The organism is Pararhizobium polonicum (genome assembly GCF_001687365.1).
Taxonomy (GTDB): domain Bacteria; phylum Pseudomonadota; class Alphaproteobacteria; order Rhizobiales; family Rhizobiaceae; genus Pararhizobium; species Pararhizobium polonicum.
In genome coordinates this window covers 220,078-246,462 of sequence record NZ_LGLV01000004.1, presented here as the reverse complement: position 1 = coordinate 246,462, position 26,385 = coordinate 220,078, and the positions used below count along the sequence as shown (strand labels likewise).

Here is a 26,385-nt window from a genome sequence, read left to right as displayed (position 1 = left end):
TGCGGCGCAGCCGCAGGGTTTTCCTCTCTCGGGTACCAATCGGCGCGCATTCCAAAAATCCGGATCGGCAGCTGCGTGATAGGGGCTCCCGTCACTGTTTGCCGTTGTCGCTCACCGGAACATGCGGTGTCTTGTTCCACGAAAACGGGCTGGTCCGCAGTTCCAGCAAAGCTCTCCAGGCCGCCAGCGACATGATCAGCCAGTAGATGGGAACAAACACCCAGCGCCAGCCCACCGCCCGTCTCTCCCGCGCATTCATCCGGTTCAGGCCAAGCGAGATGAACACGGCATAGCTGCCGAAAATATTGATGACATCGCCGATGAACAGCCAGAAGGCCAGCCAGCCGTCCGCATGCGTGCCGTCCTGCAGCATCTCCCATGTCAGGTAGACGAGGAAGCCGATGATGACCGGATGACTGAGCGAGGAAAGCAGCATGCCTGCGATCAGGATCTGGAAGACTGCAAAAGCGGGCCAGCCCATTTCTCCCGCCAGTGCCGCCGGCCGGCGCATCAGCACCAGCCATGTCTGCAGCCAGCCCTTGAACCAGCGGGTACGCTGACCGAGCCAGACCGGCAGCGTTGTCGGCGCTTCCTCGAAGGTTGGCCTGAAGATGACGCGCGAGCGGTAGCCGAGCCGGTGCAGCCGCAGCCCGAGATCGGCGTCCTCGGTCATGTTGTACGGATCCCAGCCGCCGATCTGTCTCAGCTCAGCCGTTCGGAAATGATTGGATGTCCCGCCGAGCGGCAGCGGCAGGCCGGTCAGCGACAGCATCGGCAGCAGGCCGCGAAACAATCCGGCATATTCCAGCGCAAACAGCGCGCTCAGCCAGGAGTGCCGCGCATTGGTGATGATCAGCGGCGCCTGCAGGCAGATGATGTGCCGAGGTGCCGCCATGAAGGCAGCGTAGGCCTCGCGCAACTGACCCGGATGTGGACGGTCTTCGGCGTCATAGACAGTGACGAAGGTGCCGCGAACGCCGGGCAGGGCGTAACTCAGGGCTTTGGGCTTGGTGCGCGGTTGGTGGACGGGCACCAGCACGATCTCGTATTCGCACGCGAGCGGCAAAGCCTTGAGCGCCGCGATGGTTTCTGCGTCATCCTCCTCGCAGACGAGTTTGATATCGAGGCGCGACCGTGGCCAGTCGAGCCGGTCGAGCGCATCGACAAGCTGGGCCGCAACGCTCTCCTCCTTGTAGAGCGCGACAAGCACCGAATAGACAGGCAGCGGACCGGTTGCGGCATTCTCGTCCGGTATCCGCCCGGTGCGGCGTTCCTGCGCAAAGGCGCAGCCGAGCGCGTAAGCCCGGACGAGAAGATTGGCGAGATAAAACAGGGTGAGGACGATATGCAGCGTAAGCAGGCTGATCAGCGGCGCTGTAATGGCTGCCGCGATGAGCGTGCAAAGGATGATGCCGGCATAAAACCCCTGCTTTCCCCAGAAGGTGATGCGGGCGCTGTGCAGCGGCGCGGTTTCGAACAGTGATCGTGTGGTTATCGAAACCCGGCGCAGGCGTCCGGCCTGCCATGCGGCGTGGCGCACCGCCGAGGGCGTCGAGACCGCCAGGGATTGGCGCAGCAGCGGCGTTCGTTGCAGGAGAGCGGTAACCTCCGCAAGCCGGGAGAGCGAAGGCACGATCACGGTGATCGGCGGCCGGCTCGGGTGATGAACGCGCAGCGTTTCCGGGCTTGTCATTTGCCGGTCCAGATCGGCGCCATCCTGTACCCGGGCGGGGTCGATATCGGGCATGAAATCAAGGGCGAGTTTTTCGGCGAGCGCCTCGAAATAGATGGTCTCGTCGATTTCGCCGGATGCGAGCAGCTCTTCCTCGACGGTGGTGCCATGATCCTGCGCCAGCAGCATTGCCTGCGCGATCAGCGGTTTTCCGATACCCATCTGCAGCAGCAGGCGGCCTTCCCGCTTGAGCGCCGGCGAAAATCGTCGTGCGGCTGCACCCGTCTGCGGTCGTCCGGCCGGCGGTTCATTTGCGGTAGCTATTCCGGAATTGTCCGGATATTCTCCGAGACGCATGAAAACCCCGTTGCCGCCTGCGCGGCAATATCCCCCTGTTTCACCCCGGGAATGATCATAATGACACGCGCCCTCCGTGCATCCCTAAAATTCTGTGGGATTTTCACGCTTTGTGTGCTGCTGGCCGTCCCTTTTTCGGCTTCGTTGCGGGCAGCGGGTGGGGTTCATGATCTGCCCCTGCTGTTTGATGCGCGCGAGCGGATAGCGAAACCGGATCTGAGCGGCCTGGCGCGTCTGCGATTCCTGACCACGGTGGATTTCCCGCCGTTCAATTTCATCGACCAATCCGGCAAGCTCGCCGGGTTCCATGTGGATCTGGTGCGGGAAATCTGCCGGGAACTGGAGATCGACGCCAAGTGCCAAATCCAGGCCGTAACCTTCGCGGAACTGCAGCCGGCGCTTGAGGACGGGCAGGGGGAGGCGGTGGTCGCCGGGATCGGCATCAGCCCGGAGCTGCGCCAGCGTTTCGCCTTTTCCCGTGCGTTCATGAAATTGCCGGCCCGGTTCGCCGCCAATCGTCAGGCCATGGGTCGCGATCTTTCCGTGGCCGCGCTCGGCGGCAAGCCGGTCGGCGCGATCTCGGGAACCACGCATGAGGCGATGCTGAAGGCCTTTTTCCCGAAGCTCGACGTGCGATCCTTCCCGACCCGCGAGGCTATGCTCGCCGCTCTCCGGCAGGGGAGCGTTGCCGCGGTTTTTTCCGACGGCATGCAACTGTCCTTCTGGACCGCGGGCAGCGATGCGGCCAATTGCTGCGCACTCCTCGAAGGCGCCTATTTCTCGCAGCGTTTCCTCGGTGAGGGGCTGGCGATCATGAACCGCAAGGGCGATTCAGCCTTGACGCAGGCGATCGATCACGCCCTGCTGGAGCTGTCCCGCAAGGGACGCCTCGACGAGATCTATCTGCGATATTTCCCCGCCGGCATCTATTGAAGCCTGTGCCGCCTGCCCCTTCGAAACGGTAGCCACCTTTACTTGCGGAAGCGGGCCATGGCGCCGCGTTCGATCGCAGCGCAGGTGAGCTTGTCGAGAGCCAGCCGGTCGCGCAGAAGCTGTAGCAGGCGAATTTCTTCCGGACGGATCGAAAGATCGGCCGCCGCCAGCTCCACCGCCAGTGCATAGGCCGTGTCGTAGAGACGCGGAGGAAGCGCTTCACGCACCACTTCGAGCGCGATGTCCAGTCCTTCCGCGCCGTCGAGAAGGGCTGCGCACTCGCGCGCGGCATGAACCAGATGGTCGTGATCGAACCCGTCAAACACCGGCAGGAAGCCGGTGAGCCTGCCGATGCGCTCCAGCTCGTCGTCGGTCATGGCGGTATCGACCGCCGACATCATCACCATGACATAGATGAGGGCTTCGTGATGGCTGATATTTTCGGGCATTGGATATCCGTGCTGCTGCGTTCTGCTTTGAGAGGTATGGGCCGGCATGGCGGCTTACAAGCCCTGTCCGGTCGTATCCGTTGCTTCGGGCATATCCGTATCCCCGGGCACATTTGTGTCCCCGGAAGGGGGTGTTTCATCCTGCAATGGGGGTGAAACACTGAAATCGCGCGGATCGTCCCCGAAAAAGCCGAGACGGGATGTCTTCGCCGCCTCCACCTTGCCTTCGAGCGGCGATCCGGCCGGCACTTCGGCCCAGCCGTTTTCGGCAAGCCAGACGGCGGGATCGATATTGTGGACGCTGCAGGCGGCAGTCAGCGTTCCCTGCCAGCCGTTTTTCGGGACATTGCACACGAAGGCGCGGGCGCGGAGGAAATTGCGGAAGGCGGTTCGCGCCACCACGCCGCAGGGCCAGGTCTTGCCCGCCTCGCCGCAGACGCGGTCCGCTTTTTGCGGCGTCAGCCCGTCCAGCTGCAGCAGGCGATCGCCAAACTGGATCAGGCCGGCCGACAGCGCGACCGGATGGCGCAGCACGGCGGGAACCGGCTCTGCTGCGCGTGTGATGGGCTGCGAAAGCGGCGTCCGGGGCTCGATGCGCTCCAGTGGCTGGGCGGTCACCGTCTCGGGAAGACCGAATTGTTCGGGCGCTATGCCGCGAACGGATTTGTTCTGCGGCTCGATCATGGCGTTTTCAGCGGGATCGGCTGGCACCGGCTCGCTGCTGTCAGCCTGTTCGCCGCCCCTTGCGTCACCGCCGAGGTCGGGGGCATCGGCGAGGTCAGGTGTTTCCAGTGTGAAGTCGGGCGTGGCGGCGTCCTGCCGTCCCTGAATGACCGAAGCGCCGCTCAACAGCAGGGCGACGGTCAGCAAAATGCCGGCAAGGCCTCCACCAGCGATGAGAAGGTGCCGCTTCATCAGGAAAACTGTCCTATTGGCTCGCCCAGATGATGCGAGCTATCCACTCGACCTCGCTGAGCTCGAATGTGCGGTTCGGGTGTTCGGGATTGAGCGAGAGCAGCTCGATGTTGCGCGGGGTCTGGCGCACCAGCACCTTGGCCATGACCTCGCCCTCGGTCGTCTTGACCACGACGCGATCGCCGCGGCGGACCTGCGCGCCGGGTTCGACGATCAGCACATCGCCGTCGCGATAGAGCGGCAGCATGCTGTCGCCCTGGATCTCCAGCGCATAGACACCGGCCTTGGTGCCGGGGGCCGCCGGAAACTCGACCACGTCCCAGCCCTGTCCGGCCGGAAAACCGCCATCGTCGAAAAAGCCGCCGGCACCCGCCTGGGCAAAACCGAGCAGCGGAATGGAGCCCCCTTGTGATGGGAAGGCGCTCTCCGGGACAGCACCGGAGCCAGCGCCCGGCCGCAGGAATTCCATGAACTGGGTGATCGTCGAGCCGGTGGCATCCAGCACCTTGGCGATCGATTCCGTCGAAGGCCAGCGCTCGCGCCCATCGGCGGAATGCCGCTTGGATTTGTTGAAGGAGGTCGGATCGAGCCCGGCTCGCCGTGCAAGGCCCGAAGGCGACAGCTGATGCCGCTCGGCAAGCGCATCGATCGCACTCCAGATCCGGTCATGTGAAAACATCGGGGCGCATCCTGCGGGCGGTGAAGCGTGACGCTTTCTGTGTTCTGGCTTCTCATGTTCTGATTATTCCCACTGAGATTAGCCAGAATGCGGGGGCGAGTAAAGTATGTGAGGAAAATAATCCTGTAATGTTGCCGGTGGGATCGTTCACATCCGGTTGAAATGCGCGGCCTGCCGCCTATACTTGGTTGAATTCAATCCCGCTGGTCGCGAGGCGCTGCCGTGTTCTCCATTTTGAAGTCCGAAAGCCTGCTCGGCGTAGCGCTCATCTTTGCCGCCGCCGGTTTCCTGTTCGAACATGCGCTGCTGGAGATGGGGCAGGTCGCGGCGCTCGTGGGGGCGGCGGTGCTGGTCTTTGCCATCGTGCTCGCCTCCATGCGCGTCGCCCATCACGCCGAAGTGCTGGCGGCCAAGGTCGGCGATCCCTATGGAACGATGATCCTGACGCTATCGGCCGTGCTTGTCGAAGTGATCATCCTGGCGATCATGATGAGCGGAGAAGAGATATCGCCGACGCTGGTGCGCGACACGATCTATTCCGCCGTCATGCTCGATATCAACGGCATATTGGGGCTGGCAGCGCTGCTCGGCGGCCTCAAGCACGGCGAGCAATCCTACAACGACAATTCCAGCCGCACCTACAGCGTCATGATCCTGACGGCGATGGGCATTTCCATGATCGTGCCGGAATTCATTCCCGATGCCAAATGGCACCTCTACTCCGCCTTCACGATCGTTGCCATGGTGACGCTCTACGCGGTTTTCCTGAAGATGCAGGTCGGCGTGCACAGCTATTTCTTCAGCTATAGCTATCCGAAACGGGAGGGGGCGGAGAAACATGCGCCCGAGGATGAGCCGGTGGTTGCATCCATCACCATCCTGATCATCGGGGTCGTCATTATCGGCGCGCTCGCCGAAATCATGTCCGGCCTTTTGACGGCCGGGCTGAAGGGCAGCGGTGCGCCACCGGTTCTGGCGGCAATCGTCGTCGCGGCGATCTCGGCCTCCCCGGAAATCATGACGGCGATGCGGGCGGCCCTTGCCAACCGCATGCAGGCCGTCGTCAACATCGCGCTCGGTGCCTCGTTGTCGACCGTCATCCTGACGGTGCCGGTGATGGAGGCGATCGCGCTCTATACCGGCCAGCCCTTCATCATGGCGATGACGCCGGTGCAGACGGTGATGGTGACGATCACCCTGATCGTCGCTGCCATCAATCTCAACGACGGCGAGACCAATGCCATCGAGGGCATGACGCATTTCGTGCTGTTCGCCACCTTCGTCATGCTGTCGATGATCGGGCTTTGACGCGGGAGGACTCGAGCCGGGTGCAGGCATGCCTTCCCCGCCGCAGGTTCCGTGTTGATGGTCGGCTTTCCTGTCCAGCCCCCATTTTTCGCCTCAACTGTATCGACGATGCCCCTTCCGTCCGGAAGGGCCCGGGTCTATCAAGGGCTGCGCGCGACGTGCGCCGCGCCTTCGGGAGCCCTTCGTGAATACCTCCGTGCTATCAGGCATTCTGCTGACGATCTTTTCCTATTTCCTGTTCACGCTGCAGGACGCCTCGGTCAAGTGGCTGGTCGTGGCGCTGCCGGTCTGGCAGATCCTGTTCGTGCGCAGCGTGACGATCTTTGCGATCTGCGCCGTCATCGGGCGGCGGCCGCTGTTGCAGCGCTCGCTGCGTTCCCCGGTTCTTAAACCCATGATCCTGCGCAACCTGCTGCTTCTGGCCGCCTGGCTGTCCTATTACACCGCGGCGCGGGATCTGGGGCTGGCCGAACTGACGACGCTCTATTATGCCGCGCCGATCCTGATCACCATTCTGGCGGTGCCAATCCTCAAGGAGGACGTGCCGCCCCTGCGCTGGGTCGCCGTCTTCGTCGGTTTTGCCGGCGTGCTGGTCGCCACGGATCCGTTCGGAACGGGCATGAAACTCTCCCTGCCGGTCTGGCTGGCATTGCAGGCGGCGGTGTTCTGGGCGATCTCGACCGTGCTTCTGCGCAAGACCGCGATGCAGGAGGTGACGCTGGTGCAGATGACGATTTCCAGCGGCTTCTTCATTCTCTTCACCGGTGTTGCCGTTGTGGTGACCTGGGTGCCGCCGAGCCTTGCCGATGTCGGGCTGATGGTGGGCACGGGGGTGATTGCCGGCATCGCGCAATATGCGCTGTTCGAGGGGATGCGCCGGGCGCCGGTCTCGATACTGGCGCCGTTCGAATATTCCTCGCTGATCTGGGCCTTCGGGCTCGGCTTCCTGATCTGGGGCGATATTCCCGCCTCTCAGGTTTTTGGCGGCGCGGCGCTGATCTTTTCCGCCGGCATGATCATCATCCTGGGCGAACGCTTTGGGCGACGGCGGCTGCCGTTGGGCTAAAGGAGTGTATGACGCCCGATCACGCCTTGCCGGCGATGAACCGGCGGAAGGCGTCCAGCGTTTCGCCGCTGACGTGATGCTCGATCCCCTCGGCATCGATGCGGGCGGTTTCCGGGCTGACACCGAGGCAGCGCAGGAAGGCTTCCACCGTCTGGTGGCGGGCGCGGCTTTCCAGCGCCATCTTCTGGCCGGCTTCGGTCAGGAATACGCCGCGATAGGGTTTGCGCGAGACCAGTCCTTCGGCGGCAAGCCGCGCCAGCATCTTGGCGACCGTCGGCTGCGCCACGCCGAGACGGGCGGCGATATCCACCTGCCGTGCCTCGTTGCCATCCTCGATGAGATCGGCGATCAGCTCGACATAGTCCTCGATCAGCGCGCCGCGCCGTGCTTCGCGGGTCTGCCGGAAACCCTCGGAATGAATATCCGCGTCGGGAAGCGGATCCGTGCGGGGGACGGGACGGCGCGGCAAGGGGCGTGATCCTCTCTGTCTTCTTCTATGCTTTTGAAAGTTTCATAGCACGGGCTTCGATTTTTCATAGTGCTTTATCCCATCTTCCACCGCCGGTGGCATCACTCAAAAAGCCGGGGCTCAAAAAAGCCGGATCGATACAATATAGCATGTTGCATAATGTTGAGCCTTGGCATAGGTTCGGGATCATCAGGCTCATTCCGTATCCGGAGACCGTGCATGTCCAATTCCGAAGCCACCCTGCCGCCGCAGCAAAGCTGGACTTTTGCCAAGGCGGAAGAGGATGCGCGGCCAAGCCTTCCGGAAGTCAATGCCAGTGTTGCCGTGCCGTCCGGAGGCATCTGGTTTCGCCGCATGCTGGCCTTCATGGGCCCCGGCTACATGGTCTCGGTCGGTTACATGGACCCCGGCAACTGGGCGACGGACATCGCCGGCGGATCGCAGTTCGGCTATACGCTGCTGACGGTCATTCTTCTGTCGAACCTGATGGCGATCCTGCTGCAGGCGCTGGCCGCCCGGCTCGGCATCGCCACCGGCCGTGACCTTGCTCAGGCCTGTCGCGATACCTATTCCAAGCCGGTCAATTTCATGCTCTGGCTCGCCTGCGAGGCGGCGATCATCGCCTGCGATCTCGCCGAGGTGATCGGCACGGCAATCGCGCTGCAGCTGCTTTTCGGCATTCCGCTGATCGGCGGCGCGCTGATCACGGCGCTCGATGCCTTCCTGCTGCTGCTTTTGATGAACAAGGGGTTTCGCTTCCTCGAAGCCTTCGTCATCGCGCTTCTGATCATCATCGCCGGCTGCTTCGTCATCCAGATCGCCGCCGCCGCCCCGCCGGTCGCGGCCGTGCTTGCCGGCTTCCTGCCGTCCACCGAGGTGGTTACCAACCCGGCCATGCTCTACATCGCCATCGGCATCATCGGCGCCACCGTCATGCCGCACAATCTCTATCTCCATTCCTCGATCGTCCAGACCCGCGCCTACAAGCGCACCGACGAGGGCAAGCGCGATGCCATCAAATGGGCGACCACCGACAGCACCATTGCGCTGATGCTGGCTCTGTTCATCAATGCCGCCATCCTGATCATCGCCGCCTCGGTGTTCCACGCCAATGGCCGCACCGATGTCGCCGAGATCGGCCAGGCCTACGAGCTGCTGTCGCCGCTGCTCGGCCTTGGCATCGCCTCGACCCTGTTTGCCGTGGCGCTGCTCGCCTCCGGCCTGAATTCGACGGTGACGGCGACGCTGGCCGGCCAGATCGTCATGGAAGGCTTTCTGCGGCTGCGCATTCCGCAATGGGCCCGCCGCCTCATCACCCGCGGCATCGCCATCGTCCCGGTCGTCGTCGTTACCTGGATTTATGGCGAAAAGGGCACGGCCGAACTTTTGGTGTTCAGCCAGGTCATCCTGTCGATGCAGCTGCCCTTCGCCGTCATCCCGCTGGTGCGTTTCGTCTCCGATAAAAGGAAAATGGGAACTTTCGTCATCCCGAAATATGTCGCCGCCCTGGCCTGGATCGTTGCCGCGATTATCGTCGTGCTTAATCTCAAGCTGCTCTACGACACCTTTGTCGGCTGAGGCAGACTGGTGCAAAGCAACGGAAGAAGGCGGCCGTAGTGCCGCCTTCTTCCGTTTGCGATCATGCGCCTTGGGATGATCCGACAAGGGGAGCTGTTTCCTTTCGCCCGGCAGGCTTTGCGATAGTCCGCCGGTCAACCGTTTTTCCCGGCATGATCGCCCCGATTCAGCCGGCGGGGATGTTCGCCGGCCGGTTTTTTCATCCGCATCGAAATCTTTCCGGGCCCGCTTTACCGTGAACTGGCGCGCAAAAGCCTTCAATTCGGGTGCCGATGCCCCCATATACCTTGCCAGGGCGCGCTCTGGCGGGCCGGGAGTGAACAACAGGATTGGGTTTCATGTTTAGGTTTGGACGCGTTCTTGCGACCGTTGCGGTCGCTTCGATGGTGATGCTGACGGTGGTGGATCTGGCCGAGGCGCGCCGCGCTGGCAGCGGCTTCGGCAGCCGCGGCACACGCACATTCTCCCAGCCGCCGGCCACCCGCACGGCACCGGCAGATGCAACGCCGATCAACCGGACAATGACCCCGCAGAGCCAGGCGACGCCCGGTCAGCAGACTCCGGGTCAGGCAGCCCGTCCCGGCGCCCAGCGTCCGGGCGGCATGTTCGGCGGCTTCGCGGGCTCCATGCTCGGCGGTCTGGCACTCGGCGGCCTGATCGGCATGATGATGGGCAACGGCTTTGGCGGCATGGCCGGCATGCTCGGTATGCTCTTGCAGATAGCGCTGATCGGCGGCGCGGTGATGCTCGCCATGCGCTTCTTCCGCAGCCGCCAGACGGCGGCACCGGCAGGCTATGCGCCGCGTGAAGCAGCGTCCGGCGCCTCGCCGATGCAGGGCTTCGGCACGCAGGGTTCCGGCTTCGGTTCGGGCATGCCGTCCTTCAAGATCCCGCAGATCGGCGGCGGTGCCGCACGGCCGGAGCCGGTTCGCGCCGCCAACCAGCCGGTCGACGAAATCGGTGTCGGCGAGGACGATCTCGGCCAGTTCGAGACCATGCTGAAACAGGTTCAGGCGGCCTATGGCGCTGAAGACTATGGCATGCTGCGCAAGCTGACCACGCCGGAGGCGATGTCCTGGCTGGCCGAAGAGCTGAGCGAGAATGCCACCAAGGGCCTGAAGAACGAGGTCAGCGACGTGCATCTGGTGCAGGGCGATGTGTCGGAAGCCTGGAACGAGGGCGGCGATGATTACGCAACCGTTGCCATGCGCTACGAGAGCATCGACGTCACCCGCGACCGCGCCACCGGCCGCGTCGTCGAGGGCGACCCGGACAACCTGACCGAATCCGTCGAACTCTGGACCTTCTTGCGCAAGCGCGGCGGCGACTGGCAGGTCTCTGCCATCCAGGGCATGGCCGCCTGACCTGACACTGTCGTGGCAAGCTGCCTCGACCCCGAATGTCGCACTGGCCCTCCCTTTCAAGGGGAGGGCCTTTTGCTGTTTTGTGCAGTCTCGCCTTTCACTCTTAGGATTTGCCCATTTTCGCGGCGTTCGCTCAAAGTTTAGGCGAGCTATGATTCTGATTTTATTTAGCTTTTTCAAGTATATGGGGTTATCGCCCAATTTTGAGTAAGCACTGACATGGCCAGTCCGTACCGAGACGCTGATCCCGCCAAAGCACCGAACGACGATTTCCGGTCGCTTTTCAAAACGCATCCGTCGCCGATGTGGGTCTACGATCCCGTTACCTTGCATTTTTTGATCGTCAACGATGCGGCGATCGATCTCTACGGCTATGCGCCCGGGGATTATCCGGGCATGACGGTTCTCGATATTCGCCCGCAGCGCGAGCGCCAGCGCATGCTGGACGCGGTGCAGAAGCGGAGCGATGTCGAACGCGCCGAGCGCTGGACCCATCTCAAGGCAAGCGGCGAGACCTTCGAGGTTCTTACCTATGGTCGCGAGGTCCGCTTCGACGGCCGCGACGCCATCCTGGCGATCGTTCAGGATCGCACCGAGGTCAATGCCGCCCGCCAGCAGATGAGCGAGGCCCGCTCGCTGCTGGACAGCATCGTCGACAATCTGCCGGTGGGGGTGTTCGTCAAGGATATGGCCGAGGGCGGCCGCTATGTCCTGTACAACGAGGCCTGCGGCGCCATCGTCGGCCGGCCGCCGGCCGAGGTGCTGGGGCAGACGGACAGGGCGCTTTTCTCCGACAGGCAGACCGCGCTGTTTCGCGAGCAGGACGACCGGGCGTTTGCGGCGGCGGGCACCATCACGCTTGAAGAGCGGATGCAGGATATGAACGGCGTCGAGCGGGTTCTGCGCACCGCCAAGAAGGCGCTTCCGGCGCCTGAAGGCCGCACGCCGCGCTACCTGTTGGGCATTTCCCAGGATGTGACCGAGGAGCGGTCCGTCGAAACGCGGCTTGCCTATATGGCCATGCACGATGCGCTCACCGGCCTGCCCAACCGCGCCTTCTTTGCCGATTACCTGCAGCGCGCGGCGGCGGCGGCAACGGATGAACATCCGGTCGCGCTGTTCTATCTCGATGTCGATCACTTCAAGCATATCAACGACAGCAAGGGCCATGCGGCCGGCGATGCGCTTTTGCGTCAGGTCGCCGCCCGCCTGTTGCGGCTGGCGGGAGAGGACGGTCTGGTCGCCCGTCTCGGCGGTGACGAATTCGCGCTTTCGCTGCAGCTTGGCCCGGACAGGCAGGCGCAGGACTTTGCCCGAAGCCTGCTGGAGACGCTGTCGGTGCCTTTCGATCTGGATGGCGCCAGGGAGCACGTAACCTGCAGCATCGGCATCGCGCTGGCGCCGCTGCATGCCAGCGACGACGACGCCCTGATGCGCGATGCCGACCTGGCGCTTTATGCGGCCAAGGAGAGCGGCCGTTCGACCTTCTGCGTGTACCAGCCGGAAATGCGGCTGGAGGCCGAGCGGCGGCATCTCCTGACCGCCGAGCTTCGTGATGCGCTGGCGAAGAACCAGTTCGAACTGTTCTACCAGCCGATCATGCAGCTGGCCGACAATACCCTGTCCGGCTTCGAAGCCCTGATCCGCTGGCGCCACCCGCAGCGCGGACTGGTCGCGCCGCTGGAGTTCATTCCGATCGCGGAGGAGACGGGGCTCATCGTGCCGATCGGCGAGTGGGTCCTGCGCGAGGCCTGCCGGGCTGCCGCCAGCTGGCCGCCGCATCTGAAGATCGCCGTCAATCTCTCCGTCTGCCAGTTCCGGCACACCAGCCTGCTGTCGAGCGTCGTCTCGGCGCTCGACGAGAAGGGATTGCAGCCGCACCGGCTGGAAATCGAGATCACCGAATCCGTCTTCCTGGCCGATGTCGAGCAGAGCCTGCCGCTGTTGAAGGCCCTCAAGGAACTCGGCGTGCGCATCGCCATCGATGATTTCGGCACCGGCTATTCCTCCTTCAGCTATCTGCGCGCCTTTGCCTTCGACAAGATCAAGCTCGATCGCAGCTTCGTTGCGGGCATCGAGACCGATCCCGGCAATCTGGCAATCGTCCGGGCGGTGGTTGGCATCGGCTCCGGCTTCAATGCGACAACGCTGGCCGAAGGCATCGAAACCGAAGGGCAGCTGCAGAAGCTGCGCGACGAAGGTTTCGGCGAGGTCCAGGGCTATCTGCTCGGCAAGCCGCAGCCGCTGTCTTACGCCGAAGCGCTGATCTATGGCGGCGGGCAGGGGTGGGGAGACGCGCCGGCAACGGCCGGCGAGCGGATGCTGGCCGTCTGATATCAGGCGGAAAAACCACCGCCGCATGCCCGTCCTTTCGCGCTCGCCGGGTTGCCTGATCGCCGCTTGCCGGATCACCAGTCCCGTTTTTCCGGATAGCCGGGCTCTTCGTCCTCGAGGCCGTAAAGTCTGGCGGTTTCCTTCAAGGTTGCTTCCTGACGATAGGCGCCGTCGCGAATGCAGGGCGGAAAGCTCGTGTGGTAGCCGCCGGCCGTTGCCTGCGCCTCGGTCAGAAACCCCCTGCAGGCCTTTGCCCGGCGGCAGGGCGAGAGGCTGCAGGTCTTCCAGTAGCCAAGCGAGCTGGTGGCGAGCTGGAAGGCTTTCTGGGTTTCGTGCTCCTGCCGGCGCTTCGGCAGCCGGTCGAATTCGCCCCGGGTGAAGCCGGGCATATAGGGTTCGGCATCTCGTTCCGCCTCGTAGCGCTGCCGCTCTTCCTCGGTCCAAATCTTCATATCGCTTTTCCTTTGCGCACGCGCCTGCCGTCACGCGGCAGGTCTGCCCGTGGTGTGATCGATGGAGAGCCCACACGAATGCGGAACCTCATGTGAGTTTTTAGTCTATGGCTCCGCACTCGCGTGGCCTTCGGCGTTCGTTCGAGGCTTCCGGCCTCTACAGGTGCTCGCCTCGCCTCGCTGCATGGCTTGATTTGCGCCCATCCTTTCGGGACGGGCTTGCCACTTGCACGGCTCAACCGAACCGGACCTGGCGGCCCGGGGGAGGCTTGATAGGCGCCCCTGCAAAAACAGGGCCGCCATGGCTTTCACCTCCCTGGCCGTTCCCGCACGTTACGGGTCAAACCAGGGCGCCGGCCTCCACCTGCCCGCGACCGTCTCGCGAAACACTCCGGCGGCGGAGACGTGGGTGAGTATGGGGCAGAATGTCGGGGCGGGGATAAACGGGGATGATTTTTTTGCGAAAAGCGCCGGGCAGCGGGGCAAAGCGACGGCGGCAGGCGCCTATTCGTCCCCGGTCAGCCGGGCGATCGCCCTGTGGACGCGGGCGAGACGAATCTGTGGGGTGGTGGGTGGCGAGCCGGGCGTCCCATTCGGCTGGTATGGAGGTGTTCATGGGGGGCGGGTGAGGTGAGTGTAACGTTTACGCGGCGTCTGGCTGGGGGGGGCCCGGGACTTTTGCGAAGGACTGTCTCCTCGGAGTCTGTTGGTTGGCATGGCCGATACCTCAAACTCCGTCATCCCTGTGCTTGTCACAGGGATCCAGCCGCCGCGCGTCCGCGCGGCGAGAAGACACCTCATCAAGAAAAGAATCTTCCGCGCCGCAGACGCGACCCACTGGATTCCTGTGACAAGCACAGGAATGACGGAGGAGAGAGGGTGTCACCAGCCGAGAGTTCCGAGTATGCGGACCGACCGGTGCTGCTGTCGTGTGGCAGGCAAGTCGCAACCGCGTCCCTCTCCTGCCCTCTCACAACCCATGCAGATAATGCGCGATATCCTCCCAATCCGGGTTCATCGCCTCGATCAGGTTAAGCTTCCACTGGCGCGGCCACTTCTTGATGGTTTTTTCCCGCGTGATCGCCGTGGTCACCAGATCATACTCTTCGAACCACACCAGCGTCTTGACGCCGTAGCGGCTGGTAAAGCCCTTGGTGAGTTCGTTCTGATGCTCGAACAACCGGCCCGGCAGATCGGTCGTCACGCCGGTATAGAGCGTGCCGCTGCGCTTTGAGGCAAGGATGTAGACGTAGCCTTTCATCGCGGGAAAGGTGCGGCATGGGCGGCGGGCTGGCAAGGGGGCTGGGTGGTCGTTGTTTGGCGGGCGCGTCGTCTTCGCAGACTGCGGCTTGCCCGCGGCAGCGTCCCCAAACTCCGTCATGCCTGTGCTCGTCACAGGCATCCAGCCACCGCGCGTCCGCGCGGTGAGGGGGCTTTCATGTCCGCGGAGAGAACGGGGAGGCTTTCACGCCGCAGACGCGACCCACTGGAATCCCGTGGCAGACATAGGAACGATGCAATAGTGCACGATCTGCGGATGTTTTGCGACCACCCATCGCAAGGCGGCCGTCCGCCGTACGATGGATGAGCTGCCAAAGCTCAGGCCTGCTTGCCGCCCGCGATGCCGTCGAGGTCACGGATGGCATCGGCCGGCAGGACGAGATCGGCAACGGCCAGGTTTTCCCTCAGATGGGCGCGTGATGAGGTGCCGGGGATCAGGAGGATGTTCGGCGCGCGTTGCAACAGCCATGCGAGCGCCACCTGCAGGGGCGTTGCACCGACCCGCGCCGCGACATCCGAAAGTGTCGAGGACTGCAGGGGCGAAAAGCCACCCAGCGGAAAGAAGGGCACGTAGGCGGTTCCGTCCGCAGCGAGCTGGTCGATGAACGCATCATCCGCGCGGTGGGCGAGGTTGTACTGGTTTTGAACGCAGACGATTCCGGTGATCTTTCGCCCGTCGGCGACTTGCTTGGCGGTGACGTTGGACAGTCCGATATGCTTGATCAGGCCCTGGCGCTGGAGATCGGCAAGAACGGTCAGCGGCTCCTCAAGCGAGCCTTCCGCCGGGCCATGGACATCGAACATCGCCCGCAGATTGACCACCTCGATCACGTCGAGGCCGAGGTTCTTGAGATTGTCGTGGATCGCCTGGGTCAGGGCTTCCTTCGAGAAGGCCGGGTTCCAGGATGCATCCGTGCCGCGTGTCGCGCCGATCTTGGTGACGATGACGAGATCGTTCCGATAGGGATGCAGGGCTTCCCGGATGATCTGGTTGGTGACGTGCGGACCGTAGAAGTCGCTCGTGTCGATGTGATCGACCCCGCTTTCGACGGCCTCGCGCAGGACGGCGATCGCCTCCGTGCGATCCTTCGGCGGGCCGAAGACCCCCTTGCCTGCGAGTTGCATGGCGCCGTAACCGAGGCGCTTCACCCTGCGGCCGCCGAGGTTGAACTGGCCGGATTTTTCGAGACTGGACATGATGGTGCTCCGTTGCTGGTACATCTGTACAAATAGGCTGTTTCGGCTGCGCGATAATGGAGGGTAGTTGGTACAGGCCGTTCGGTTTTCCGGACAATGGGACCGGACCGCCCGGCAAGCCGTCCTCGAAATCCATCGCCGATCTCATCCGCTTCGGGCGGACGGTGTTAAAAACCATCGACGGAGCAATTTTCGACACTGTCTGCGCAAGGCGGACAAAAAAACAGGCCCGATGAGGGCCTGTCTGATCACAACGTCGCTTCGCCAGCGGTCATGCAGCCTTCGCGGCCACACCATACGGATCAAACCGCCCGTAAAACGTCTCGCCCTTGGCCGCCATGTCCTTCAAAAGCGGTGTCGGCTGGAAATGGTCGCCGTAGGTTGCCGCCAGCTTTTCGCAAAGCGCCACGAAGGTCTTGACGCCCATGCCGTCGATATAGCTCAGCGTGCCGCCGGTGTAGGGGGCAAAGCCGAAGCCGAGGATGGAGCCGACATCGGCTTCGCGCGGATCGGTGACGATGCCTTCCTCGATGGTGCGGGCGGCTTCGAGTGCGATGGTGACGAGGAAGCGCTGCTTGATCGTTTCGACGTCAAAGCTTTCGGCCGGCTTTTGCTCGAAAAGGTCTTTCAGGCCCGGCCAGAGCGATTTCCTGGCGGGCTTGGCCGGGTAGTCGTAGAAGCCCTTGCCGTTCTTGCGGCCGCGCCGGTCGAGGTCGTCGACGAGTGTGTTGATCAGCGCCATGTGCTGCGGATCGACCGAGGCTTCGCCCAGATCGGCGATCGAGGCTTTCAGGATCTTCTGCGACAGGTCGATCGCCACTTCGTCGTTGAGCGACAGCGGTCCCACCGGCATGCCGGCCATCTTGGCGGCATTCTCGATCATCGCTGCCGGCACGCCTTCGATCAGCATGTCATAGGCTTCGTGGATATAGCGGAAGACGCAGCGGTTGACGTAGAAGCCGCGCGTGTCGTTGACGACGATCGGGGTCTTCTTGATCGCCGCGACGAAGTCGAGCGCCGTTGCCAGCGCCTTGTCGCCGGTTTCCTTGCCGAGGATGACTTCCGTCAGCATCATCTTTTCGACCGGCGAGAAGAAGTGGATGCCGATGAACTGGGCCGGGCGCTTGGAATTCTTGGCCAGGCCGGTGATCGGCAGGGTCGAGGTGTTGGAGGCGAAGATGGCGTCTTCGGAGAGCACGGCCTCGACCTTTTCGATCACGTCCTTCTTCACCTGGCGGTCCTCGAACACGGCCTCGACGACGAGCTTGACGTTCTTCAGGTCGTTGTAATCGGCCGATGGCGTGATGCGGGCGAGAAGGGCCGTTGCCTCGTCCTGCGTTAGACGTCCCTTACCGATGGAATCCTTGACCAGACCCTCGGAATGCGCCTTGCCCTTGGTTGCTGCTTCGATGTCGCGGTCGATCAGGGTGACCTCGATGCCCGCGGCCGCGGCGACATAGGCGATGGAGGCGCCCATGAAGCCGGCGCCGACGACGCCGATCTGCTTGAGGTCCGCCTTTGGAATGCCAGCCGGGCGGCGGGCGCCCTTGCCGAGTTCCTGCATCGAGATGAACAGCGAACGGATCATCGAAAAGGCCTCGGTGGTCTGCAGGATCTCGGTGAAATAGCGCTGCTCGATCTTCAGGCCCGTATCGAAGGGAACCTGCAGGCCCTCATAGACGCATTTCAGGATGGCAAGGCCGCCTGGATAATTGCCTGATGTTTCGCGGCGCAGGATGGCGGACGCGGCCGGCCAGAGCTGGGCCGCCGCCGGCGTCCAGATGCCGCCGCCGGGAACCTTGTAGCCCTTCTCGTCCCAGGGCTGAACGGGCTTCAGGCCGTTCTTGATCATCGCCTTGGCGGCGTTGATCAGTTCGGCCGGTTCTGCAATCTCATGGATCAGGCCCATGGCCTTGGCGCGCTGTGGGGTGAGCGACGAGCCGGTGGTCATCATCTGCAGGGCGTCCTGCGCATTGGTGAGCCGCGGCACACGTTGCGTGCCGCCCGCACCCGGGAAGATGCCGACCTTGACTTCGGGCAGCGCCAGCTTCACCGATTTCGAATTGGCGGCAACGCGGCCGTGGCAGGCGAGAGACAGCTCGAAGGCGCCGCCCATGCAGGTGCCGTTGATGGCCGAGACCCACGGTTTGCCGGATGTTTCGAGCTTGCGGAACAGGCCGGTCATCTGGCCGGTGAGTTCGAACAGCTTTTGCGCCGCATTGTCCGGGTCGATCTTCTTCTGCTCGGCCTGGAACGTGAACATGCCCTTGATCATCGACAGATCGGCACCACCGGAGAAGGAGGACTTGCCGGAGGTGAAGACGACGCCCTTGACGGCTGCGTCGGCGACGGTCTGATCGACGATGGCGTCGAGTTCCTTCATCACCTCGACGGTGAAGACGTTCATCGACTTATCGGGCATGTTCCAGGTGACCAGCGCAATGCCGTCGGCGTCGGTTTCGATGGTGAAATTGGTATAGGTGCTCATGATGGGATTTCCTCTCCCTTGAAATCTTGGCTTCGCTCGATGCCGCCGCCGATGGGCGATCCGGCCGGGTTAAGCCCCTCCCCCTTGTGGGGAGGGGTTGGGGAGGGGCTTCTTGCCACGTGGCGGAAACCCCTCCCGGCCCTTCGGGCCACCCTCCCCACAAGGGGGAGGGGAAGACCTCACACCCGCTCGATAATCGTCGCCGTACCCATGCCGGCGCCGATGCACAGCGTCACAAGCGCAGTCTGCAGGCCGCGGCGTTCCAGCTCGTCGAGCACCGTGCCGAGGATCATCGCACCGGTGGCACCGAGCGGATGGCCCAGGGCGATCGCGCCGCCGTTGACGTTGATCTTGTCATGGCTGATGTCGAAAGCCTGCATGAAGCGCAGCACGACAGCGGCAAACGCCTCGTTGAGTTCGAACAGGTCGATATCGGCGATGGTCATGCCGGCGCGCTTCAACAGCTTTTCGGTGACATCGACCGGGCCGGTCAGCATCAGGGCCGGATCGGAGCCGATATTGGCGAATGCCTTGATCCGGGCGCGGGGCTTGAGGCCCATGCTCTCACCGCCGGCCTTGGAGCCGAGCAGCACAGCAGCCGAGCCATCGACGATGCCCGACGAATTGCCGGCGTGGTGCACATAGTTGATCTTCTCGATTTCCGGATGTGCCTGGATGCCGACGGCCTCGAAGCCGCCCATCTCGCCGGGCATCTGGAAGGAGGGATTGAGCGAGGCAAGGTTCTGCATCGTCGTCGCCGGACGCATATGCTCGTCCTTGGCCAGGATGGTGATGCCGTTCTGGTCCTTCACCGGGATCACCGACTTGTCGAAATAGCCGTTGTCCCAGGAATGGCCGGCCCGCTTCTGGCTCTCGACCGCATAGGCGTCGACATCATCGCGGGAGAAGCCGTATTTGGTGGCGATCAGGTCGGCGGAAACACCCTGCGGCATGAAATAGCCGGGGAAGTTGACGGACGGGTCCATGTACCAGGCGCCGCCGGACATGCCCATACCGATGCGCGACATGCTCTCGACGCCGCCGGCAATGACGATGTCGTCGGCGCCGTAGGCGATCTTGCCGGCCGCGATATTGACGGCATCGAGACCGGATGCACAGAAGCGCGAGATCTGCATGCCGGGGGCCTTGTTGGAATAGCCGGCCTCGAAGGCGGCGGCCTTGGGGATGACGGCGCCGGCCTCGAACACCGGATCGACGCAGCCCATGATGATGTCGTCGACGGTGGACGTGTCGAGCCCGTTGCGGTCGCGCAGCGCCTGCAGCACCTTGGCAGCCAGGCGCGGCGTCGGCACTTCGTGCAGCGCCCCATCCTTCTTGCCCCGGCCGCGCGGCGTGCGCACATGGTCGTAAATGAAGACGTCGGTCATTGTATCATCTCCCTATGCAGCGATCATCAGACCGCGCGTCGTCTGTGTCAAATCGGTTGGCTTTCTCTTCTCCCCAGCGGGGAGAAGGTGGCCCGCAGGGCCGGATGAGGGGGAGCCAAGACCCCAGCATATGCCGCAGGGCCCCCTCATCGCCTCGCTATGCTCGGCACTTCTCCCCGCTGGGGAGAAGAGGTTTTTACTCAGAACGCCGCCGCATCCAGCGCCATCGTCGTGTCGGCGCCGGTTTCGATGCGGGCCTTGCGCAGCGCGGTTTCCGGCATGATGCGTTCCATGAAGAACTTGGCCGTGACGAGCTTGTTCTTCAGATAGGCTTCGCGGTCGCCGGCACCTTCCGCCAGCTTTTCGTCCGCCGTCTTGGCGATCTTCGCCCACATGTAGCCGAGCACGACGAGGCCGAAGAGGTGCATGTAGTCGGTCGATCCGGCGCCGGCATTGTCGGGCTTGGCCATGGCGTTGCCCATGAACCACATGGTGGCCGCCTGCAGGTCGTTCAAGCCCTTCTTCAGGCCCTTGGTGTAGGGTGCCAGTTTTTCGTCGGCGCGGTTTTCCTCGCAGAAATCGCCGATTTCCTTGAACAGCGCGGTGATCGCCCGGCCGCCGTTCAGCGCTAGCTTGCGGCCGACGAGATCGAGTGCCTGGATGCCGTTGGCGCCTTCGTAGATCATCGCGATGCGGGCATCGCGGACATACTGGCTCATGCCGTGTTCTTCGATATAGCCGTGGCCGCCGAAGATCTGCTGGGCCATGACTGCGTGGTCGAAGCCCTTGTCGGTCAAGACACCCTTGAGGATCGGGGTCATCAGGCCAAGGATATCGTCGGCGGTCTGGCGGTCCGCTTCGTTGTCGCCGCGATGCGCGATGTCGGATTTGAGCGCCGTCCACAGCGTGAAGGCGCGGCCGGCCTCATTGAAGGCCTTGATCGTCATCAGGGCGCGGCGCACGTCGGGATGGACGATGATCGGGTCGGCCTTCTTGTCCGGCGCCTTGACACCGGAGAGCGAGCGGCCCTGGATGCGGTCGCGGGCGTAGTTGGCGGCGTTCTGGTAGGCGACTTCGCTGACCGACAGGCCCTGCAGGCCGACACCGAGACGGGCTTCGTTCATCATCACGAACATGGCGTTGAGGCCCTTGTTCTCCGTGCCGATGAGAGTGCCGATGGCGTCGTCATAGTTCATGACGCAGGTCGAGTTGCCGTGAATGCCCATCTTGTGCTCGATCGCACCGCAGGAAACCGTGTTGCGGCCGCCCAGGGAGCCATCGGCCTCGACATGGAACTTCGGCACGATGAACAGCGAGATGCCCTTCGTGCCTTCCGGTGCGCCCTCGATGCGGGCGAGAACCAGATGGATGATATTGCCGGCCATGTCGTGTTCGCCGGCGGAGATGAAGATCTTCTGGCCGGAAATCTTGTAGGAGCCGTCGCCCTGCGGCACCGCCTTGGTGCGCAAGAGGCCGAGATCGGTGCCGCAATGCGGCTCGGTCAGGTTCATGGTGCCGGTCCAGTCGCCCGCCACCATCTTCGGCAGATAGGTTTCCTTCTGCGCGTCGGTGCCGTGCACGAGGATGGCGGCGATCGCGCCCTGGGTGAGTCCCGGATACATGGTCAGCGCCATGTTGGCCGAGGACATATATTCGCCGACGGCGGTGTGCAGCGTATAGGGCAGGCCCTGGCCGCCGAATTCTTCCGGAATGGAAAGGCCGAGCCAGCCGCCCTGGCGGTAGAGATCGAACGCCTGCTTGAAGCCCTTGGGCGTCGTCACCGTCGCGTCGTCGTTGCGCTTGCAGCCTTCCTGATCGCCGGACAGGTTGACTGGGAACAGCACTTCCTCGGCAAGCTTGGCCGCTTCGCCGACGATCGCTTCGATCATGTCGGGCGTCGCATCGGCAAAGCCGGGCAGGTTGTTGTAGCGCTCGATGCCGAGAACATCGTTGAGAATGAAAAGCGTGTCTTCGACCGGGGCCTTATAGCTGGGCATGTCCTGTGTTCCTCACCTGTAACCGTGTCATGGAGCGGCTTCTCCTGGAGCGCTCCCCGCCATTTCCACCACGCTACAAAATTTTGACGTGCGCGTAAACGTCAAAATTTATCGGTCAGCAAGATTTGATCGCTCGCCGGAACGGATGTGCCGAAATAAGGGTGTGAAAGCCTCCGGCGAGCAGCATGCATGCAAATCGTTAAAAAATTTTCAGTCAGGTTAACGGCTTATTTACCACGTTTCGGGAAAGTGCGTGTTGAGATGGTCATGGTTGCAATAGTTTTTTGTCTTCGCGTCGTTGCAGCTTTGTCCGGATCGGTACCGGAGCCACCGGAAGGCGGGGATATGCCTTTCCAAAGCCCGGATTCCGATCAAGGCCGATGAAAGAGGCGAAGAACGATGAACGGATCGCGATCAAACACTCCACGCCCGGGCGCAGCGCCCTATGGCGACAGGTCGTCGCTCGATGCGTTGAACCGCACGATCGAAGGACTGGAAGCGCGTATCGAAGGATTGATGGGAACGGCCGGGCGTGATCCGCGCGGCCGTAGCGCGGCCGAGCGCGAGGGACCCGCTGCACGGCCCGATCCTGTTACGGAAATCATGCAGCGGCAGCGCATGCTGACGGCAACGCGGGAACGCGATGTTAGCCGCGACCGCGTCCAGCCGCAGCCCGCGCCCCGTGCCCATGAGGAACGCGCCTCCGCCGCCTACCAGTCACCCATCCAGCCCCGGCGCGACGTGCCGGCGGCGCGCAGCGAACCCTATCGCAGCGAGCCGCAGCGTTCGGACCCGGCCATGGCGGAGATCGCCCAGGCACTGGTCGGCCTGCGCCAGGAGCTGAAGAAGGATATTGCCGACGGCTTGTCGCGCGAGATGACGGTGCTGCGCGCCGAAATCCGCGGCATCACCGTCGATGCGGCCCAGGACCAGACGATGGCGGAAGACATCCGCGGCGATCTGCAGCGGCTGTCCGACAGCATCAACCAGCTCGGCCGCCAGGCATCCCCGTCGCAGGCCGATGCGCTCAAGGTCGAGTTCGACGAACTGCGCGCCATGATCGACGGCCTTGCCCGCGAAGATACCGTACACCGTATGGAAACGCGCTGGACCGGCGTCGAGGAGCGGATGAACGCTTTCGATGCGAACCGCGACGACGAACTGGTGGCACTCGCCTACCGGCTCGACGAGATCAAGTCGCAGATCGGCTCGATGAACAGCGGCCCGGCCATCCATGCGCTGGAAGACAAGCTGGTTTCGGTTGCCCAGGCGATCGAACTGATCGGCCGCCACATGCAGCCGGACGACCGCCGTATGGCCTCGCAATTTGCCGATCTGGACACACGCCTTGACGAGATCAGCCGCGCCATTGTCGCCAGCGGCCGCGCAGCGGTTCCCGACAGTGCCGGTGTGACCCGTGTCGAAGGCCGGCTTGCCGATCTCTCCCGCCAGATCGATGGCCTGCAGCGGCCAACCGACAATGGGGTTGGCTCGCGGATCGAGGCACTGGCCGCCCGCGTCGAGGAACTGGCCAACGAGGAAGCCGCCGTTCGCCTCGAAGAGCGCCTCGAACAATTGTCGCTGATGCTGGAGCGCTCGCAGAAGATCTCCGCCCAGCCCGATCTGTCGGAATATCTCTCCGATATCTCCCGCAAGATCGACGCGCTGGATCAGGGTTCCGTCAACGATGCGCTTGCCGAGCGTCTCGACGATCTTGCCCGCCGGATCGACCAGCTGGACACGCCAACCACTTCCTATGTCGGCGATGCCCGATTCGACCGGCTCGAAGGCCAGCTTTCCGATATCGCCCTGCGTCTCGAGGAAACCCATGCGGCGCCCTATGACGACAGCGAGATTCTGCGCAGCCTGCAGGACCAGATCGCCAATCTGTCGAGCCTCGTCAGCCAGCCGCGTGAGGCAAGCCAAGACGCTGTTCCGGCCGAATTCGAAGGCCGGATGAGTGCGCTCGAGGACTATCTGGCGACCAGCGACGAATATATCATCGAGGCGGCCCGCCAGGCCGCCGAAGCGGTGATGGAGGCCTATGCGAAGAACGGCGTCGCCCATACCGCTGCCGGCGGCACGGACATGGCGGCGATCTCGGCGCTGGCAGACGATCTCAAGGTTCTGGAAGACATGAGCCGCTCGAGCGAGGAGCGCACGGCGCGAACCTTCGAGGCGCTGCACGAGACGCTCGTTCACATTGCTGAAAAACTGGAGCGGCTGGAAGAGCGGGGCCTGGAGCCGGCCGAACCGCGTGCCTTCGGTGCGCGCATGCCGGACAGCCAGCCGCAAATGCCCAGAGCGGTCCAGCCGGTTTTCGAGACGGAGGACGATCCCTTCGCCGAGGCTGATTTCGGACGCCGCTACGAGGACCTGAAGCGCGACATGCATGGGCTTGCGGCCGAGGCCGATGCGTCCGGGCCGTCGCGCGAAGAGGTCGCCGAAGCCGTGGCCGTCGTCTCCGAGCAGGCAACCGTACACCAGGGCGATATCAAAACGGCCGCCCTGCCCGCCGCCAAGACCGGTCTTCTCGCCGGACTTGCCAAGCGGCTGACCGGCAAGCGAACGGAGCCTGCACAGGCCGCCGACCGGCAGCTCGTCGATCCGGCGCCGTCGATCGATGCATCGGATGCCATCGAGCCGGATGTGGCCAACCAGCTGCTGGAGCCGGGTTCCGGCGTTCCGGACGTCAAGAAGATCCTGGAGCGGGTTCGCGCCGGGCAGACCGGCCGCAACGGTCCGCCGAGCGAAACCGACAAGGCGGATTTCATTGCCGCCGCCCGCCGCGCCGCCCAGCTTGCCGCCGAAGAGGTCGATACGCTGAACAAGGGCAAGAGCGGTGCTGCTGCATCGCCCATCGGCGGCGCCTTTACCCGTCATCGCCGCCCGATCCTGATGGCGGTCGGTGCCGTGCTTCTGGCGATCATGTCCTATCCGCTGGTCAACACGCTGATCCGCGGCGACAAGGCGCCCGCCCAGATGCCGGTCGCTGCCGTCGAACAGCCGTTGACAGATGAAATTCCGATGGTGGGCGAAACGCCGGAAACGGCCGATGTGGCACCGGTAATGGATGCCGGCGACAACAATGCCGCGCCGCTGGGCGCGCTGCAGCCGCAGGCCGGCGAAGTAGAACAATTGCCCGCAACCGAGCCGCAGATGGCCCAGCCGGAAACGCCGGCAACGGCAATCGCGGAGCCGGAGACGACGCTGCCGGACGCCACACAGGCATTGCCGGAAACCGGGGATGCAGGCGCCAGGTCGCTTTCGCCGGTCATTGGCGGTGCTGCAGCGGATACGGCACCGGTCCTTGGGGAAACTGTCAAATCGGCCGCGGCCGACACGGCAATCGACGTTCCCGCCGACATCAAGCCGGCCGCGCTTGCCGAAGCCGCCAAGGCCGGGGATCCCCTGGCATTGTTCGAAATCGGTGCTGTTTATACCGAAGGCCGCGGCATCAAGGCCGATCTGGCCCAGGCTGCGAAATGGTACCAGCGCGCCGCCGATGCGGGCGTCGTTCCCGCCGAATACCGGCTGGCGAGCCTCTACGAAAAGGGCACCGGCGTCGGCCGCGACCTGAAGAAGGCGCGCGCGCTCTATCAGCAGGCCGCCGACAAGGGCAATGCCAGCGCCATGCACAATCTTGCCGTCATGCTGGCAAGCGGCGGCGATGCGGCTCCGGATTTTGCCGGTGCCGGCAAATGGTTTGCCATGGCGGCCGATCGCGGCATTCGCGACAGCCAGTTCAACCTCGCCATCCTCTATGCGCGTGGCAACGGTGTGAACCAGGATCTGGAAGAATCCTACAAGTGGTTTTCCGTCGCTGCCCGCGACGGCGATGCCGATGCCGGCCAGAAGCGCGACGAAGTGGCCAAGGCGCTCACGCCCGACCAGCTGAAGAGCGCCAAGGCGAAATTCGAAGCCTGGAAACTGATCCCGCTCGACGCGACGGCCAATTCGGTCGACGTCCCCGATACCTGGGTTGGCAAGGGCACGAAGACCGCCTCTGTCGATATGAAGAAGGCGCTGCGCAACATCCAGGCGATTCTCAACAACAACGGCTTCGATGCCGGCAAGCCGGATGGCGAGATGGGCAACAAGACCATTTCGGCGATCAAGGCTTTCCAGAAATCGATCGGCCAGGAGCCGACGGGCCAGATCACCGACGCGCTCGTCAAGGAACTCCTGAAGCGGAACGGCTAAGGCGGCGCGTGTTCATCCGGGCACAGGCGATGCGCTTTGGCGGGGCATGTTTCCAAACGGCGTTTGCGGCCGCAATAATGCCGCAGACCGGCCGGACAAAGGGGCCTTCCACGGGTTAGGCTCAGACCTTGCAGAAGGTTGACAGGCCTGACCCCGGGGCGCATGACGGAACGACGTTGAATTCGCCAATTCGAATTGGTTTTCAGACCCGTTCCATTCCTTGATTTCCCGTGGTGAATCACTTGCCACTTTGAT

Annotated in this window: 18 protein-coding genes; 7 read left to right on the top strand and 11 right to left on the bottom strand. The window is 63.4% G+C overall.

Going from position 1 to position 26,385, the window contains the following annotated elements; genetic code table 11:
- Window positions 1–91: 91 nt before the first annotated feature.
- A complete protein-coding gene (locus ADU59_RS02860) occupies window positions 92–2,029 on the bottom strand; it encodes a glycosyltransferase family 2 protein (protein WP_068951485.1) in 1,938 nt (645 codons plus the stop codon).
- Window positions 2,030–2,089: 60 nt separating this feature from the next.
- Between ADU59_RS02860 and ADU59_RS02855 the strand changes: the two genes are divergently transcribed.
- The gene (locus ADU59_RS02855; RefSeq protein WP_068951483.1) at window positions 2,090–2,962 is read left to right on the top strand and encodes a transporter substrate-binding domain-containing protein; all 873 of its coding nucleotides are present in this window, start codon (window positions 2,090–2,092) and stop codon (window positions 2,960–2,962) included.
- 38 nt (window positions 2,963–3,000) lie between these two features.
- Here the strand turns inward: ADU59_RS02855 and ADU59_RS02850 are convergent, their stop codons facing one another.
- Genes ADU59_RS02850 through ADU59_RS02840 form a run of 3 tightly spaced genes read right to left on the bottom strand, consistent with a single transcriptional unit; the run spans window position 3,001 to window position 5,005 of the window.
- Window positions 3,001–3,411: a tellurite resistance TerB family protein gene (locus ADU59_RS02850; protein ID WP_068951481.1), complete on the bottom strand. Its 411-nt coding sequence runs from the start codon at window positions 3,409–3,411 to the stop codon at window positions 3,001–3,003.
- A gap of 54 nt (window positions 3,412–3,465) precedes the next feature.
- The gene (locus ADU59_RS02845; protein WP_068951479.1) at window positions 3,466–4,326 is read right to left on the bottom strand and encodes a thermonuclease family protein; all 861 of its coding nucleotides are present in this window, start codon (window positions 4,324–4,326) and stop codon (window positions 3,466–3,468) included.
- Between the two features lie 13 nt (window positions 4,327–4,339).
- Complete coding sequence (locus tag ADU59_RS02840) at window positions 4,340–5,005, bottom strand: S24 family peptidase (RefSeq protein ID WP_068951477.1); 666 nt, start codon at window positions 5,003–5,005, stop codon at window positions 4,340–4,342.
- A 222-nt stretch (window positions 5,006–5,227) separates the two neighbouring features.
- On the opposite strand from ADU59_RS02840, the gene ADU59_RS02835 reads away from it, so the two are divergent.
- Window positions 5,228–6,313 (top strand): calcium:cation antiporter, encoded by a 1,086-nt coding sequence (locus tag ADU59_RS02835; protein WP_068951475.1) that lies wholly within the window; start codon window positions 5,228–5,230, stop codon window positions 6,311–6,313.
- 184 nt (window positions 6,314–6,497) lie between these two features.
- On the top strand, window positions 6,498–7,379 hold the full coding sequence (locus ADU59_RS02830) for a DMT family transporter (RefSeq protein WP_068951474.1): 882 nt from the start codon (window positions 6,498–6,500) through the stop codon (window positions 7,377–7,379).
- 19 nt (window positions 7,380–7,398) lie between these two features.
- Here ADU59_RS02830 and mntR read toward each other — a convergent pair whose 3' ends face one another.
- Entirely contained in the window at window positions 7,399–7,848 is a 450-nt protein-coding gene (mntR, locus tag ADU59_RS02825; protein ID WP_068951472.1) for a manganese-binding transcriptional regulator MntR, read from the bottom strand.
- A gap of 219 nt (window positions 7,849–8,067) precedes the next feature.
- Between mntR and ADU59_RS02820 the strand changes: the two genes are divergently transcribed.
- From ADU59_RS02820 to ADU59_RS02810, 3 genes are all read left to right on the top strand, one after another.
- A complete protein-coding gene (locus ADU59_RS02820; protein ID WP_068951470.1) occupies window positions 8,068–9,426 on the top strand; it encodes an Nramp family divalent metal transporter in 1,359 nt (452 codons plus the stop codon).
- Between the two features lie 338 nt (window positions 9,427–9,764).
- Window positions 9,765–10,790: a Tim44 domain-containing protein gene (locus tag ADU59_RS02815; RefSeq protein ID WP_068952525.1), complete on the top strand. Its 1,026-nt coding sequence runs from the start codon at window positions 9,765–9,767 to the stop codon at window positions 10,788–10,790.
- 219 nt (window positions 10,791–11,009) lie between these two features.
- On the top strand, window positions 11,010–13,124 hold the full coding sequence (locus ADU59_RS02810) for a putative bifunctional diguanylate cyclase/phosphodiesterase (protein ID WP_068951468.1): 2,115 nt from the start codon (window positions 11,010–11,012) through the stop codon (window positions 13,122–13,124).
- A gap of 74 nt (window positions 13,125–13,198) precedes the next feature.
- Here the strand turns inward: ADU59_RS02810 and ADU59_RS02805 are convergent, their stop codons facing one another.
- The 6 genes from ADU59_RS02805 to ADU59_RS02775 all read right to left on the bottom strand — a co-directional run bounded on the left by ADU59_RS02805 (window position 13,199) and on the right by ADU59_RS02775 (window position 21,927).
- Window positions 13,199–13,576: a hypothetical protein gene (locus ADU59_RS02805; RefSeq protein WP_068951466.1), complete on the bottom strand. Its 378-nt coding sequence runs from the start codon at window positions 13,574–13,576 to the stop codon at window positions 13,199–13,201.
- 970 nt (window positions 13,577–14,546) lie between these two features.
- Window positions 14,547–14,837, bottom strand: coding sequence for a GIY-YIG nuclease family protein (locus ADU59_RS02795; RefSeq protein ID WP_068952523.1), 291 nt, complete (start codon window positions 14,835–14,837; stop codon window positions 14,547–14,549).
- Window positions 14,838–15,175: 338 nt separating this feature from the next.
- The gene (locus tag ADU59_RS02790) at window positions 15,176–16,054 is read right to left on the bottom strand and encodes an aldo/keto reductase family oxidoreductase (protein ID WP_068951463.1); all 879 of its coding nucleotides are present in this window, start codon (window positions 16,052–16,054) and stop codon (window positions 15,176–15,178) included.
- A gap of 271 nt (window positions 16,055–16,325) precedes the next feature.
- Window positions 16,326–18,542: an FAD-dependent oxidoreductase gene (locus ADU59_RS02785; RefSeq protein WP_068951461.1), complete on the bottom strand. Its 2,217-nt coding sequence runs from the start codon at window positions 18,540–18,542 to the stop codon at window positions 16,326–16,328.
- 179 nt (window positions 18,543–18,721) lie between these two features.
- A complete protein-coding gene (locus ADU59_RS02780; protein ID WP_068951460.1) occupies window positions 18,722–19,930 on the bottom strand; it encodes an acetyl-CoA C-acetyltransferase in 1,209 nt (402 codons plus the stop codon).
- Window positions 19,931–20,130: 200 nt separating this feature from the next.
- Complete coding sequence (locus tag ADU59_RS02775) at window positions 20,131–21,927, bottom strand: acyl-CoA dehydrogenase C-terminal domain-containing protein (RefSeq protein ID WP_068951458.1); 1,797 nt, start codon at window positions 21,925–21,927, stop codon at window positions 20,131–20,133.
- Between the two features lie 399 nt (window positions 21,928–22,326).
- On the opposite strand from ADU59_RS02775, the gene ADU59_RS02770 reads away from it, so the two are divergent.
- Window positions 22,327–26,130 carry a peptidoglycan-binding protein gene (locus ADU59_RS02770; protein ID WP_068951456.1) on the top strand — a complete coding sequence of 1,268 codons (3,804 nt, stop codon included), beginning with the start codon at window positions 22,327–22,329 and terminating at the stop codon, window positions 26,128–26,130.
- Window positions 26,131–26,385 lie beyond the last annotated feature (255 nt).

What these genes read in the sequence shown, in the direction of transcription:
- ADU59_RS02860 (WP_068951485.1), bottom strand. Translation starts at nt 2,029, where the DNA reads ATGCGTCTCGGAGAATATCCGGACAATTCCGGAATAGCTACCGCAAAT.
- ADU59_RS02855 (WP_068951483.1), top strand. Translation starts at nt 2,090, where the DNA reads ATGACACGCGCCCTCCGTGCATCCCTAAAATTCTGTGGGATTTTCACG.
- ADU59_RS02850 (WP_068951481.1), bottom strand. Translation starts at nt 3,411, where the DNA reads ATGCCCGAAAATATCAGCCATCACGAAGCCCTCATCTATGTCATGGTG.
- ADU59_RS02845 (WP_068951479.1), bottom strand. Translation starts at nt 4,326, where the DNA reads ATGAAGCGGCACCTTCTCATCGCTGGTGGAGGCCTTGCCGGCATTTTG.
- ADU59_RS02840 (WP_068951477.1), bottom strand. Translation starts at nt 5,005, where the DNA reads ATGTTTTCACATGACCGGATCTGGAGTGCGATCGATGCGCTTGCCGAG.
- ADU59_RS02820 (WP_068951470.1), top strand. Translation starts at nt 8,068, where the DNA reads ATGTCCAATTCCGAAGCCACCCTGCCGCCGCAGCAAAGCTGGACTTTT.
- ADU59_RS02815 (WP_068952525.1), top strand. Translation starts at nt 9,765, where the DNA reads ATGTTTAGGTTTGGACGCGTTCTTGCGACCGTTGCGGTCGCTTCGATG.
- ADU59_RS02810 (WP_068951468.1), top strand. Translation starts at nt 11,010, where the DNA reads ATGGCCAGTCCGTACCGAGACGCTGATCCCGCCAAAGCACCGAACGAC.
- ADU59_RS02805 (WP_068951466.1), bottom strand. Translation starts at nt 13,576, where the DNA reads ATGAAGATTTGGACCGAGGAAGAGCGGCAGCGCTACGAGGCGGAACGA.
- ADU59_RS02795 (WP_068952523.1), bottom strand. Translation starts at nt 14,837, where the DNA reads ATGAAAGGCTACGTCTACATCCTTGCCTCAAAGCGCAGCGGCACGCTC.
- ADU59_RS02790 (WP_068951463.1), bottom strand. Translation starts at nt 16,054, where the DNA reads ATGTCCAGTCTCGAAAAATCCGGCCAGTTCAACCTCGGCGGCCGCAGG.
- ADU59_RS02785 (WP_068951461.1), bottom strand. Translation starts at nt 18,542, where the DNA reads ATGAGCACCTATACCAATTTCACCATCGAAACCGACGCCGACGGCATT.
- ADU59_RS02780 (WP_068951460.1), bottom strand. Translation starts at nt 19,930, where the DNA reads ATGACCGACGTCTTCATTTACGACCATGTGCGCACGCCGCGCGGCCGG.
- ADU59_RS02775 (WP_068951458.1), bottom strand. Translation starts at nt 21,927, where the DNA reads ATGCCCAGCTATAAGGCCCCGGTCGAAGACACGCTTTTCATTCTCAAC.
- ADU59_RS02770 (WP_068951456.1), top strand. Translation starts at nt 22,327, where the DNA reads ATGAACGGATCGCGATCAAACACTCCACGCCCGGGCGCAGCGCCCTAT.